Source organism: Corynebacterium antarcticum, assembly GCF_016595285.2.
Classification (GTDB): domain Bacteria; phylum Actinomycetota; class Actinomycetes; order Mycobacteriales; family Mycobacteriaceae; genus Corynebacterium; species Corynebacterium antarcticum.
Window position 1 is genome coordinate 372,839 of the sequence record NZ_JAENIP020000002.1, and the last position, 13,231, is coordinate 386,069.

The 13,231-nt window shown below is 65.7% G+C and carries 9 protein-coding genes; 5 read left to right on the forward strand and 4 right to left on the reverse strand.

Translation table 11 applies throughout. The annotated features are described in order from the left end of the window. Positions 1–37 precede the first annotated feature (37 nt). The 5 genes from JIM95_RS05875 (at position 38) to tuf (ending at position 9,393) form a co-directional block, all read left to right on the forward strand. Positions 38–4,042, forward strand: a complete 4,005-nt coding sequence (locus JIM95_RS05875; RefSeq protein WP_200260467.1) for a DNA-directed RNA polymerase subunit beta' — start codon at positions 38–40, stop codon at positions 4,040–4,042. Positions 4,043–4,459: 417 nt separating this feature from the next. Further along, positions 4,460–4,831: a 30S ribosomal protein S12 gene (rpsL, locus tag JIM95_RS05880; protein WP_198734971.1), complete on the forward strand. Its 372-nt coding sequence runs from the start codon at positions 4,460–4,462 to the stop codon at positions 4,829–4,831. Positions 4,832–4,834: 3 nt separating this feature from the next. Continuing rightward, positions 4,835–5,302 carry a 30S ribosomal protein S7 gene (gene rpsG, locus JIM95_RS05885; RefSeq protein WP_198734970.1) on the forward strand — a complete coding sequence of 156 codons (468 nt, stop codon included), beginning with the start codon at positions 4,835–4,837 and terminating at the stop codon, positions 5,300–5,302. A 337-nt stretch (positions 5,303–5,639) separates the two neighbouring features. Continuing rightward, complete coding sequence (gene fusA / locus JIM95_RS05890) at positions 5,640–7,769, forward strand: elongation factor G (RefSeq protein WP_200260464.1); 2,130 nt, start codon at positions 5,640–5,642, stop codon at positions 7,767–7,769. Positions 7,770–8,202: 433 nt separating this feature from the next. Then, positions 8,203–9,393 carry an elongation factor Tu gene (tuf, locus tag JIM95_RS05895; protein ID WP_200260461.1) on the forward strand — a complete coding sequence of 397 codons (1,191 nt, stop codon included), beginning with the start codon at positions 8,203–8,205 and terminating at the stop codon, positions 9,391–9,393. A 598-nt stretch (positions 9,394–9,991) separates the two neighbouring features. Here tuf and JIM95_RS05900 read toward each other — a convergent pair. The 4 genes from JIM95_RS05900 to JIM95_RS05915 form a co-directional block, all read right to left on the reverse strand. Continuing rightward, complete coding sequence (locus JIM95_RS05900) at positions 9,992–10,561, reverse strand: hypothetical protein (RefSeq protein WP_200260459.1); 570 nt, start codon at positions 10,559–10,561, stop codon at positions 9,992–9,994. Beyond that, complete coding sequence (locus JIM95_RS05905; RefSeq protein ID WP_200260456.1) at positions 10,558–11,106, reverse strand: DUF6286 domain-containing protein; 549 nt, start codon at positions 11,104–11,106, stop codon at positions 10,558–10,560. The genes JIM95_RS05900 and JIM95_RS05905 overlap by 4 nt, the downstream gene beginning before the upstream one ends. Next, complete coding sequence (locus JIM95_RS05910; RefSeq protein ID WP_200260452.1) at positions 11,099–12,907, reverse strand: Asp23/Gls24 family envelope stress response protein; 1,809 nt, start codon at positions 12,905–12,907, stop codon at positions 11,099–11,101. Before JIM95_RS05910 ends, JIM95_RS05905 begins: the two co-directional genes overlap by 8 nt. Before the next feature lie 89 nt (positions 12,908–12,996). Further along, the gene (locus JIM95_RS05915; protein WP_200253904.1) at positions 12,997–13,182 is read right to left on the reverse strand and encodes a hypothetical protein; all 186 of its coding nucleotides are present in this window, start codon (positions 13,180–13,182) and stop codon (positions 12,997–12,999) included. Positions 13,183–13,231: the final 49 nt, after the last annotated feature.

The window sequence follows — 13,231 nt, forward strand, 5'->3', positions numbered from 1 at the left end:
ACAACACCCCCGGAAAGACGGGGGGAAAGGGAGTTACGTGCTCGACGTCAACTTCTTCGACGAACTCCGCATCGGCCTTGCTACGGCCGACGACATTCGCCGCTGGTCCAAGGGCGAGGTCAAAAAGCCGGAGACCATCAACTACCGAACCCTCAAGCCCGAGAAGGACGGCCTGTTCTGCGAGCGGATCTTCGGACCCACCCGCGACTGGGAGTGCGCCTGCGGCAAGTACAAGCGCGTCCGCTACAAGGGCATCATCTGTGAGCGCTGCGGCGTCGAGGTGACCAAGTCCAAGGTGCGCCGTGAGCGCATGGGACACATCGAGCTCGCCGCTCCGGTCACCCACATCTGGTACTTCAAGGGTGTCCCGTCGCGTCTCGGCTACCTGCTGGATCTCGCGCCCAAGAACCTCGAGCGCATCATCTACTTCGCCGCGAACATCATCACCTCCGTCGACGACGAGGCCCGCCACAACGACCTTTCCACCCTGGAAGCAGAGATGCTCCTGGAGAAGAAGGACGTCGAGGCTGACGCCGAGTCCGACATCGCGGACCGGGCCCAGAAGCTCGAGGAGGACCTCGCCGAGCTCGAGGCCGCCGGCGCCAAGGCCGACGCGCGCCGCAAGGTGCAGAACGCCGCCGACAAGGAGATGCAGCACATCCGCGAGCGCGCGGAGCGCGAGGTCGCCCGTCTGGACGAGATCTGGAACACCTTCGTCAAGCTCGCACCGAAGCAGATGATCGTGGACGAGACGATCTACTCCGAACTCGTCGACCGCTACGAGGACTACTTCACCGGCGGCATGGGCGCGGAGGCCATCCAGACGCTCATCCGCAACTTCGACCTCGACGCCGAGGCCGAGGAACTGCGCACCATCATCAACGAGGGCAAGGGCCAGAAGAAGGCCCGCGCCCTGAAGCGTCTCAAGGTCGTCGCCGCGTTCCAGCGTTCGGGCAACGACCCCGCGGGCATGGTCCTGGACAGCATCCCGGTCATTCCGCCGGAGCTGCGGCCGATGGTCCAGCTCGACGGTGGCCGGTTCGCCACCTCCGATCTGAACGACCTCTACCGTCGCGTGATCAACCGCAACAACCGCCTCAAGCGGATGATCGATCTCGGCGCCCCGGAGATCATCGTCAACAACGAGAAGCGGATGCTGCAGGAGTCCGTGGACGCCCTGTTCGACAACGGTCGTCGCGGCCGTCCGGTCACCGGCCCGGGCAACCGCCCGCTGAAGTCGCTGTCCGATCTCCTCAAGGGCAAGCAGGGTCGTTTCCGTCAGAACCTGCTCGGTAAGCGCGTCGACTACTCCGGCCGTTCCGTGATCATCGTCGGCCCGCAGCTCCGTCTGCACGAGTGCGGCCTGCCGAAGCTGATGGCGCTGGAGCTGTTCAAGCCCTTCGTCATGAAGCGCCTCGTGGAGCGCGAGTACGCGCAGAACATCAAGTCCGCGAAGCGCATGGTGGAGCGCCAGCGTCCCGAGGTCTGGGACGTGCTCGAGGAGGCCATCTCCGAGCACCCGGTGATGCTGAACCGTGCCCCCACCCTGCACCGCCTGGGTATCCAGGCCTTCGAGCCCGTGCTGGTCGAGGGTAAGGCCATCCAGCTGCACCCGCTCGCCTGCGAGGCCTTCAACGCCGACTTCGACGGTGACCAGATGGCCGTCCACCTGCCGCTCTCCGCGGAGGCCCAGGCCGAGGCCCGCATCCTGATGCTCGCCTCCAACAACATCCTGTCCCCGGCGTCCGGTAAGCCGCTGGCCATGCCCCGTCTGGACATGGTCACCGGTCTGTACTTCCTCACGCTGGACAAGAGCCCCGACGAGCTCGGTGGCCAGGGTGCGTACGAGGCCGCGACCGAGAACGGCCCCGAGCGTGGTGTCTACAGCTCCTTCGCCGAGGCGATCATGGCGTACGACCGAGGTGTGCTGGGCCTGCAGGCCCCGATCAAGGTCCGCATCTCGCACCTGCGTCCCCCGGCGGACATCGAGGCGGAGCAGTTCCCCGACGGTTGGAAGCGCGGCGACGTCTGGATGGCGCACACCACCCTCGGCCGCATCATGTTCAATGACCTGCTGCCGTGGAACTACCCGTACCTCGAAGGCGTCATGGTCCGTAAGGGCGGTGGCACCGACAAGATCCTGCTCGGTGACGTCATCAACGACCTCGCCTCGCGCTACCCGATGATCACGGTCGCGCAGACGATGGACAAGATGAAGGACGCCGGTTTCTACTGGGCCACCCGGTCCGGAGTCACCATCACCATGTCCGACGTGCTCGTGCTCCCGAACAAGGCCGAGATCCTCGACCGCTACGAGGCCGAGGCACGTGAGGTCGAGCGCAAGTACTGGGTCCAGGGTGCACTCACCGAGCGTGAGCGCTACGACCGCCTCGTCGAGCTCTGGAAGGACGCCACGGACACCGTCGGTAAGGCCGTCGAGGACATGTACCCGGACGACAACCCGATCCCGATGATCGTGAAGTCCGGTGCCGCCGGCAACATGCGCCAGATCTGGACGCTCGCGGGCATGAAGGGCATGGTCGTGAACTCGAAGGGTGACTACATCACCCGCCCGATCAAGACCTCTTTCCGCGAGGGTCTGTCCGTCCTGGAGTACTTCAACAACTCCCACGGTTCTCGTAAGGGTCTGGCCGACACCGCGCTGCGTACCGCCGACTCGGGTTACCTGACCCGTCGTCTCGTCGACGTCGCGCAGGACGTCATCGTCCGCGAGGAGGACTGCGCCACCCGCCAGGGTGTCAAGGCCCCGGTCGCGGTCGAGGTCACCGACGCTCTGGGCAACGTCACCGGTCACCGTAGGCACCAGCTGATCGAGACCTCGGTCACCGGCCGGGTGCTCGCCGCGGACGCGACGAACGCGTCCGGTGAGGTCATCCTCGAGGCGGGGTCCGATCTGGGCGAGCTCGAGATCGACACTCTCGTCGAAGCAGGGGTCGCGGAGGTCAAGCTCCGCAGCGTCCTCACCTGCCAGACCCCCACCGGTGTCTGCGCCAAGTGCTACGGCCGCTCCATGGCCTCCGGCAAGCAGGTCGACATCGGAGAGGCCGTCGGCATCGTCGCGGCCCAGTCGATCGGTGAGCCGGGTACCCAGCTGACCATGCGTACGTTCCACCAGGGTGGTGTCGGTGGCGACATCACCGGCGGTCTGCCTCGTGTCCAGGAGCTCTTCGAGGCCCGTGTCCCGAAGAACAAGGCCCCGATCGCGTCGGTCGCCGGTACGGTTCACCTCGAGGACGAGGGCAACTTCTGGACCCTGACGATCACGCCGGACGACGGATCGGACGAGGTCGTCTACGAGAAGCTGTCCAAGCGGCAGGGGCTCGCGATGATCAACGCCCCGATGGAGTACGCTCCGGGCTCGCACATCGACCGCACGCTGCAGGAGGGCGACCACGTCGACGTGGGCGACCGTCTGCTCCGCGGCCCGGCGGACCCGCACGACGTCCTCGAGGTCCTGGGACGCCGCGGCGTCGAGCAGCACCTCATCGACGAGGTGCAGGCCGTCTACCGTGCACAGGGCGTGGCGATCCACGACAAGCACATCGAGATCATCATCCGCCAGATGCTGCGTCGTGGCACCGTCATCGAGTCCGGCTCCACCGAGTTCCTCCCCGGGACGCTCGTGGATCTCGCCGAGGCGAAGCTCGCCAACGCCGAGGCCCGCGCGGCCGGCGGCGAGGTGGCCGCTCTGCGCAGTGAGATCATGGGCATCACCAAGGCCTCGCTCGCGACCGAGTCCTGGCTGTCGGCGGCCTCCTTCCAGGAGACCACCCGGGTGCTCACCGACGCCGCGATCAACAAGCGCTCCGACAAGCTCATCGGCCTGAAGGAGAACGTGATCATCGGTAAGCTCATCCCGGCCGGAACCGGCATCTCCCGCTACCGCAACATCTCGGTCAAGCCGACCGAGGCGGCGCGCAACGCGGCGTACGCCATCCCGACCTACGGTGACTCGATCTACGGCGACGACGGCTACGGTGAGTTCACCGGCGCCTCCGTCCCGCTGGACGACTACAGCTAGTCCGGTGGGGGAGCGGTGGACACCCACCGCTCCGGCCGAGCCCCCGGTGTGCGTGCATCAGCACGTCACCGGGGGCTTTCCCGTTCCGCACCGATTCATCCGGGGACGGGGGCCGGGGACGGGGGCCGGGGACGGGCGGACGGCGCGGAGAATCTCCCACCAGGGGTCGGCGGACGGGCGACCGTCCTCCTCCCCGGGTGGGGAGTTGGTTTTTCTGTGACTGATGGGGTAGTCTGATCCATCAGTCCCACGTCTCCATGGTGGGAGCCTGAATTTCCCCGGTAGGCCAGCGAGAGCGGCTGACTGGGTTTCGCGCGTTTACATAAGTTTTGCGGTTTCAGGCGACAAGCAAGGAACGTACGGTACTCGGTCGGCGACATCGAACCGAGGAAGCCGATCAGACAAGAAAGACGGTTCATGCCCACTATTCAGCAGTTGGTCCGTAAGGGCCGCCATGACAAGACCACCAAGGTGAAGACCGCGGCGCTCAAGGGTTCGCCCCAGCGTCGTGGCGTGTGCACCCGCGTGTACACCACCACCCCGAAGAAGCCGAACTCGGCGCTCCGTAAGGTCGCGCGTGTTCGCCTGACCTCCGGTATCGAGGTTTCCGCCTACATCCCCGGTGAGGGCCACAACCTGCAGGAGCACTCCATGGTGCTCGTGCGCGGCGGCCGTGTGAAGGACCTTCCCGGTGTCCGTTACAAGATCGTCCGTGGTTCCCTCGACACCCAGGGTGTCAAGGACCGCAAGCAGGCTCGTTCCCGCTACGGTGCGAAGAAGGAGAAGTAAGACATGCGTAAGTCTGCAGCGCCGAAGCGCGAAGTAGTCAAGGATCCGGTCTACAACTCCGAGCTCGTGACCCAGCTGGTCAACAAGGTGCTCCTGGACGGCAAGAAGTCCACCGCACAGCGCATCGTCTACGGTGCCCTCGAGACCTGCCGCGAGAAGACCGGAACCGATCCCGTCGGCACCCTCGAGAAGGCTCTCGGCAACGTGAAGCCCGACCTCGAGGTCCGCTCCCGCCGCGTCGGTGGCGCGACCTACCAGGTGCCCGTCGAGGTCCGCCCCGGCCGCGCCAACACCCTCGCTCTGCGGTGGCTCGTGAACTTCACGCGCCAGCGTCGTGAGAAGACGATGACCGAGCGTCTCGCCAACGAGATCCTGGATGCCGCCAACGGTCTCGGTGCCTCGGTGAAGCGCCGCGAGGACACCCACAAGATGGCAGAGGCCAACCGCGCCTTCGCCCACTACCGCTGGTAAGAGTAGATCAGCTGATGACCCCCTCGCCGTTCACACCGTGTCACACCCGCCGTCCCGGATGCCTCGCGTATCCGGCGTCGCCGGGACGCCGCGGTCCGGTGGCGGGGTCGTCGCGCTAATCGACGGTCGGTCGTTCCCGGCCCGCATCTCATGCGGGTGGCGGGGCATCCGGCGCCGTTCACCTTCGGTTCACCCGGAGCGCCTAAGCTCTCTACGAGCGGCTGGCCCGGGTACGGGCCGTGGCGCGGTACGGCAAAGAATTCATATCCACCGGTGACAACACCGTCCGGGCGGACGTCCGGGCAATCACCAAGAACCAACGAGTTTGGGGAACACTGTGGCACAAGAAGTGCTTACTGACCTGAATAAGGTCCGCAACATCGGCATCATGGCCCACATCGATGCCGGAAAGACCACCGCTACCGAGCGAATTCTCTTCTACACCGGTATCAACCGGAAGGTCGGCGAGACCCACGACGGTGCCTCGACCACCGACTGGATGGAGCAGGAGAAGGAGCGCGGCATCACCATCACCTCCGCCGCGGTCACCTGTTTCTGGAACAACAACCAGATCAACATCATCGACACCCCCGGTCACGTCGACTTCACCGTCGAGGTCGAGCGCTCCCTGCGTGTCCTCGACGGCGCGGTCGCCGTCTTCGACGGCAAGGAGGGCGTCGAGCCCCAGTCGGAGCAGGTGTGGCGTCAGGCCGCGAAGTACGAGGTTCCGCGTATCTGCTTCGTCAACAAGATGGACAAGCTGGGCGCTGACTTCTACTTCACCGTCAAGACCATCATCGAGCGGCTCGGCGCCAAGCCACTGGTTCTCCAGCTGCCCATCGGTGCCGAGGACGATTTCGACGGCGTCGTCGACCTGCTGAACATGCGCGCGATCACCTGGCGCGGCAAGGTCGACATCGGAGCCGAGCCGACCTACGAGGAGATCCCCGAGGACCTCAAGGAGCTCGCCGAGGAATACCGCGAGAAGCTGCTCGAGGCTGTCGCCGAATCCGACGAAGAGCTCATGGAGAAGTACTTCGGTGGTGACGGCCTGTCGATCGACGAGATCAAGGGCGCCATCCGGAAGATGACGGTCAATTCCGAGGTCTTCCCGGTTCTCTGTGGCTCCGCCTACAAGAACAAGGGCATCCAGCCCCTGCTCGACGCCGTCATCGACTACCTGCCGACTCCGCTCGACATCGGCGAGGTCCACGGCCACAAGGTCGGGGACGACGCAGTCGAGATGTCCCGTAAGCCCAGCGTCGATGAGCCCTTCTCCGCACTGGCCTTCAAGATTGCAGCTCACCCGTTCTTCGGCAAGCTGACCTTCGTGCGCGTCTACTCGGGTCGTGTCGATCCGGGTGCCCAGGTCATGAACGCGACCAAGGGCAACAAGGAGCGCATCGGCAAACTGTTCCAGATGCACGCCAACAAGGAGAACCCGGTCGACGAGGCACGCGCAGGTAACATCTACGCGTTCATCGGTCTCAAGGACACCACCACCGGCGACACCCTGTGTGACCTCAACGACCAGATCATCCTGGAGTCCATGGACTTCCCGGATCCGGTTCTGCAGGTCGCCATCGAGCCGAAGTCCAAGGCCGACCAGGAGAAGCTCGGTACCGCCATCCAGAAGCTGGCTGAAGAGGACCCCACCTTCACCGTCAAGCTGGACGACGAGACCGGCCAGACCGTCATCGGCGGCATGGGCGAGCTCCACCTCGACGTCCTCGTCGACCGCATGCGTCGCGAGTTCAAGGTCGAGGCGAACGTCGGTGCCCCGCAGGTCGCCTACCGCGAGACGATCCGCAAGCCCGTCGAGAAGCTCGAGTACACGCACAAGAAGCAGACCGGTGGTTCCGGCCAGTTCGCGAAAGTCATCATCGCTCTCGATCCCTACTCCCCGGATCCAGAGGAGCTGGAGGAGGGCGAGTCCGCGACCTACAAGTTCGAGAACGCCGTCACCGGTGGTCGCGTTCCCCGCGAGTACATCCCGTCGGTCGACGCCGGTATCCGGGATGCGATGCAGTACGGCTACCTCGCCGGCTTCCCGCTGGTCAACATCAAGGCGACCCTGCTGGACGGTCAGTACCACGAGGTCGACTCCTCCGAGATGGCCTTCAAGGTCGCCGGTTCCCAGGCGCTGAAGGAAGCTGTCGCGAAGGCGAAGCCGGTCCTGCTCGAGCCCGTGATGGCCGTCGAGGTCACCACGCCCGAGGAGTACATGGGCGAGGTCATCGGCGACGTCAACTCCCGCCGTGGCCAGGTCCAGGCCATGGAGGATCGCGCGGGTGCCAAGGTCGTCAAGGCCAAGGTCCCGCTGTCCCAGATGTTCGGCTACGTCGGCGACCTGCGTTCCAAGACGCAGGGCCGCGCGAACTACTCGATGATCTTCGACTCCTACGCTGAGGTTCCCACGAACGTCGCGTCCGAGATCATCGCCGAGCGCAACGGCACCTCCAGCTAAGAGGACCGCCGGTCCGGGAGGGGATCCGGTTTCGGATCCTTTCCCGGACAACCCCACCTCTTCCGGTTGACCGGAATTCCACCGGGCGCGGGAAGAAGCGTGGCTCCGGATGAACCCGGAGAGCACAGGGAGCGGTGCCGCCACTCGGATGAGTGGTGGTTGATCGCCCCCTGAGAAAATCTCCCAGTTTCGGGTAACGGTCCGCTGAACCTCCCCGCACGGAGGTTGAGCCGGCCGTTACCCGAGGTACGGGCGTTGATCCGCCGTTTGAAAAACGCGGGTTGAGCACCTAGTATCAGGTAACTGGCACAAAAAATGAACCAGTCATACCCGTATGCCCCCTTTCGAAAGACGTGGGGCTGCCGGCAGTATGGCACTACCACCTATGTGGCTGCGAGAGTCGTAGCCACCGCGAAGTCCAGGAGGACATACAGTGGCAAAGGCGAAGTTCGAGCGTACGAAGCCGCACGTCAACATCGGTACCATCGGTCACGTCGACCATGGTAAGACCACCACCACCGCAGCGATCACCAAGGTTCTGGCTGAGGCATACCCGGATCTGAACCAGGCCTTCGCCTTCGACGCCATCGACAAGGCACCGGAGGAGAAGGAGCGTGGTATCACGATCAACATCTCCCACGTCGAGTACCAGACCGAGAAGCGCCACTACGCGCACGTCGACGCCCCCGGTCACGCCGACTACATCAAGAACATGATCACCGGTGCGGCTCAGATGGACGGTGCCATCCTCGTTGTCGCCGCCACCGACGGCCCGATGCCCCAGACCCGCGAGCACGTGCTGCTCGCGCGCCAGGTCGGCGTTCCCTACATCCTCGTCGCGCTCAACAAGTGCGATATGGTCGACGACGAGGAAATCCTCGAGCTCGTCGAGATGGAGGTCCGTGAGCTCCTCGCCGAGCAGGAGTACGATGAGGACGCCCCGATCGTCCACATCTCCGCTCTGAAGGCTCTCGAGGGCGACGCCGAGTGGTCCGAGAAGATCGTCGAGCTCATGAAGGCCTGCGACGAGTCCATCCCGGACCCGGAGCGCGAGACCGACAAGCCCTTCCTGATGCCGATCGAGGACATCTTCACCATCACCGGTCGTGGCACCGTCGTCACCGGCCGTGTCGAGCGCGGTCAGCTGAAGGTCAACGAGGAGGTCGAGATCCTCGGCATCCGCGAGAAGAGCCAGACCACCACGGTCACCGGTATCGAGATGTTCCGCAAGCTGCTCGACTACACCGAGGCCGGCGACAACTGTGGCCTGCTTCTCCGTGGTATCAAGCGCGAGGACGTCGAGCGTGGCCAGATCGTGGCCAAGCCGGGCGCCTACACCCCGCACACCGAGTTCGAGGGCTCCGTCTACATCCTGTCCAAGGATGAGGGCGGCCGCCACACCCCGTTCTTCGACAACTACCGTCCGCAGTTCTACTTCCGCACCACCGACGTCACCGGCGTCGTGAAGCTGCCGGAGGGCACGGAGATGGTCATGCCCGGCGACAACGTCGACATGTCCGTCACCCTGATCCAGCCGGTCGCCATGGATGAGGGCCTGCGCTTCGCCATCCGCGAGGGTGGCCGCACCGTCGGTGCCGGCCGCGTCACCAAGATCATCAAGTAAGACCGTTGATCTGAACCGGTTTCCCGGGTTGAGATGCACCCGGGCCGGTGCTCCGAAACCCCGTTCCACGTTACGTGGGGCGGGGTTTCCGCATTCCCGGGACCGGACGTGCCCCTAGGGTTCGTGACGGAAGGGTTCTGCGGGGACCGGAGGTTGGGGGGTACGGGCACCCTCCGGTTTGCCGCGCTATCCGGGCGAGCGTGGTGAGAAGGAGTGTCCGCGGCACCGTATCAGTTGTCGGGGGAGCGGAAGAATAGGAGGGGAAGGGCCCCAGGGGTAACCTTCGGGAATCCACCCGCGGTGCGGTGAGCCCGCGGGTGGGCTGACGGTTGCATGCAAGTCCTTCCCGTGACCCGTGGAAGGATCCTCCCGGCTCGTCCCCACCCGGCGCACAGGGGCGGCTCGGCCGGCAGGCCGAGGTCCCCCCTCTCTTCCGGGAGGAGCACCGTGTCCTCCGGACCGACTACGGCCACATACACGTCATCGGTCGGTGTGTGCTGTGAGGTACCGGAGACACCGGACAAAAGAGGGCCCCGTTGCGGTCTCCCGGATGGAGAGTCTGCAACGGGGCCTGAGGTGGGTGGGACCTTCAGCCGGGTCAGAGTTCGTGGTTCTGCGGAACCCTGTCGATGTGGATCCGGTATGACGTCGCTGCATCGCTCGGGCCGATGGCGTCGCGGAGGTCCCGCTCAGCCTGTTCGACCGCGGTCCGGATTCCCGGGACGCTGCAGTCGGAGGCGGCGTCGATGGTGAACTCGATGGTGGTGAGTCCCCGATCGACGACGACCCGTTTCCGGACCTTCGAGACACCGTGGGTGTCCTCGAGTGAGTCCGCGACGGCCTGTGCGAGTGTGCCGAGGTTGAAGTTGATGTCGCCCATGTCCGTGGAGGACGCGCTGTTGACCACGGAGACGGACCGGCGCCGGATGTTGGCGATGATCAGCCAGAGGCCGATGATGATCCCGCCGACGAGCACACCGATGAGTGCCCCGTCGTACCAGCCGAGATCGGGCGCGTTGGCCCACATCTCCTGATCGGCGTACCCGGTGACGCGTCGTGCCTCGGGGACATCGAGGAACAGTCCGACGGACAGCACGCCCAGGAACGTCAGTGCGAGGCCCACGATGAAGACGAGCAGGCGGTCGACGAAAGCTAGTCCGTGGCTCACTTGTTGGCCTCCTTGTTCTGGACCTGCACGTTCAGTGCCGGTGAACCGGCGACGAGGTTCGCCAGGGGCTGCAGTGACTGCTGCAGTTCCTCGCGGAGCCTCTGGTCCCGGGTGTTCCCGATGACCGTCACATCGATGGACCGCTTCCGGGCGACGGTGTGGGCCCCCATGACGCCCGGGACGCGCTGGGCGCTCGCGGTGCACATTCTGGCGATGTCGACCGGTCGCATCCAGACGGCGATGTCGGAATCGATCTCCCGGTGTGTCTTCGTCCTCGGACGGATGGCCGCCCAGAGGAGCAGGAGGCCGATGATCAGGGCCGCGATACCCGCCGGGAGCATCCAGTTCCGGTAGCTGAGCTCTCCGATCCACGTGGTCGCGGAGGAGACCCACGGCTGCCAGTCCACGTCCGTGTAGCGGATGTAGAGATCCCGTCCGGCGACGGCTGCGCCTGCGAGAAGAAGCAGCCCGAGCAGCACTGCGAGGTACCTCGCTGCGGGACTGGCGGCGGGCCGGTGTCCGCGGACCGTCTGGACTTCACTCATCTCTCAAAACCGCCTTTGCGTTGGCAGGGTCGACGCTGACCGGAATGATGGTACTGGGTTTGACCGTGATCGGCCGGAGCTCCCTCGACGCGACACTGATCTCCCGCTGACCGGTCCTGTTCCGCGGTGCGGGGGCGCGTCGCGGGTCGACCCGGGGCTTCCGCGGTGCCGCGGAGGAGCTCTGTCTGACCGGTGTCAGGCGGGTCGGACGGGGCGCCTTGACCGGGCTCACCCGGACTGTCTCGGCGTGGATCTGGGCCAGCCGGTGGGTGTCCGGGGCGTGGACGCTCGCCAACCGGGCCGGCTCGGGAGACTCCACCTTCCGCAAGGGCCGGGGACGTGGTGCCGACACGGAACGGGGGCTGGGCGCGTCGGGCACGGAGACCGTGACCGTCGGCAGCTCCCGCGCCGCGATGGGCCCCAGCGGCGCCGGCTCCGGGACGTTGCTCGCTGCGAGAGGCGGCGGATCGGTGACGGTGATTTCCGCGAGCGGTCGGGGATCGTCTACGGTGATCTCCCTCAACGGAGCTTCCGGCGAGCTCTCGGGCGAATAGACCAGCGCGGCTGCGTCACCGGTGACCGATACGTCGCGGAGTTCCCCGGATTCGGACACCGTGATCGGCCGGAGGTCTCCGAGCGCTCCGGTCGAGATGCCCCGGAGCGCGGCGCTGTCCGGCCCCGAGACGGTGATCGGCCGGAGACTCTCGCTCCCGGATCTGACCGACACCGGAGTGATGTCGGAGTTGCGGGCGCTACAGATGATCTCGTCGAGAGCCGCGTTCGACGCGGTCACGACGACCTCCCGCAGGGCGGGGGCCGTGTCGAAGGCACTGAGTTCGGCCTCGGTCACGCGGTCTGCTCCGGGGACGATCGGGCCGACGGTGACGTTGACGCGGACGACCGGAATGTCGGTCATGTCGCGCACCCAGTCGAAGATGGTCGTACGCACCGTCTCTGCGACCCGGGTCACGGGGGAGGGCCAGGTGACGGCGATGTAGGCGTCGATCGCCACGGCATCGGAGTTGCTGTCGAGCTCCACGTCGAATCGCGGGTAGTTGCGGCCGAGCACATCCAGGCCGCCGGCCTGGTCCGTGGTACCGGGGACACTGGCTGCAGCCCGGCGGACGATCCTGGTGACGGTCTTCTCGGAGATCTTCACCCGACCGCGGCTCGGGTTGTGGTCCTCAGGCTCCGCGGGAGCTCGGAGGTAATTCGGCCCATCGTCCCCGGCCGGCCCGGCGCCGTCGGGGATGTCGGAGTCCGCGGGTCCTGACGCGGCCGGAGTGACCCTGCTTCCGGAACCGGGCGTGCCGTCTGCGTTCTCTTCTGTGGGTGTTCCCGCAGCATCGGATGACGTCCCGTCCTCGTGGTCCGACCCGGCGACGGTGGTCGCACGGTCCGGGGTGGGGGGCGTATCGGGTCGCCCATCGGCGGCTGGAACAGGCGCGGACTCCGGCTCGGACTCCTGGGCGCCGACTCCGGGCTCTCCGTCGGAAACGGATTCGACGGGCGTGTGGCGCGTGGAGGTTTCCGGGACCTCAGGGCCGTCGGTGGGGCCGGCGGTCTCTGACGAAAGCGAATCCGGAGATTCCGTCGACTCCTCGGGCCGGGGATCGGCGCCGACGGAGTCTCCTCCATCGGGATCGACGGATTCGACGGAGACCCCGTTCTCCCGGAGGATGCGGCGGTCCTCTTCAGCCTTGGCGTCCTCGCGGGCGATCTCGGCGAGGGCCTGATCCGCCCGACGATCAGCTTCCGCACGAAGTCGTGCACCGGGAGAACCGGTGGTTTCCCCGGTCACGTTCCGGCGGTCGTCCGCCGGGGCCGAGGGATCGGTGCTGGAGTACCGCTCGGGTTCGCGGGATCTTCCAGAACGTTTCGTCAACGAGATTACCCCCTGTTGCCGGAGCCGTTGATGATGGCGCGAAGGTCGATCTTGCCGTCGAAGTGGGCGCCGATGACGCCACCGACGGTGACGAAGAGAAGGGCCCAGAGGAAGCCGACCAGACCACCGAAGATCACGGCGAAGGCGAACGCGAAGCCGAGAATGAGGCCGGTCACAGTGAGAGATTTCATGACACTCTTTCAGAGTCGAAGTGTGATGGGTACAGGTGTGCAGGACGGG

What these genes read in the sequence shown, in the direction of transcription:
- rpsL (WP_198734971.1), top strand. Translation starts at nt 4,460, where the DNA reads ATGCCCACTATTCAGCAGTTGGTCCGTAAGGGCCGCCATGACAAGACC.
- rpsG (WP_198734970.1), top strand. Translation starts at nt 4,835, where the DNA reads ATGCGTAAGTCTGCAGCGCCGAAGCGCGAAGTAGTCAAGGATCCGGTC.
- JIM95_RS05905 (WP_200260456.1), bottom strand. Translation starts at nt 11,106, where the DNA reads ATGAGTGAAGTCCAGACGGTCCGCGGACACCGGCCCGCCGCCAGTCCC.
- JIM95_RS05915 (WP_200253904.1), bottom strand. Translation starts at nt 13,182, where the DNA reads ATGAAATCTCTCACTGTGACCGGCCTCATTCTCGGCTTCGCGTTCGCC.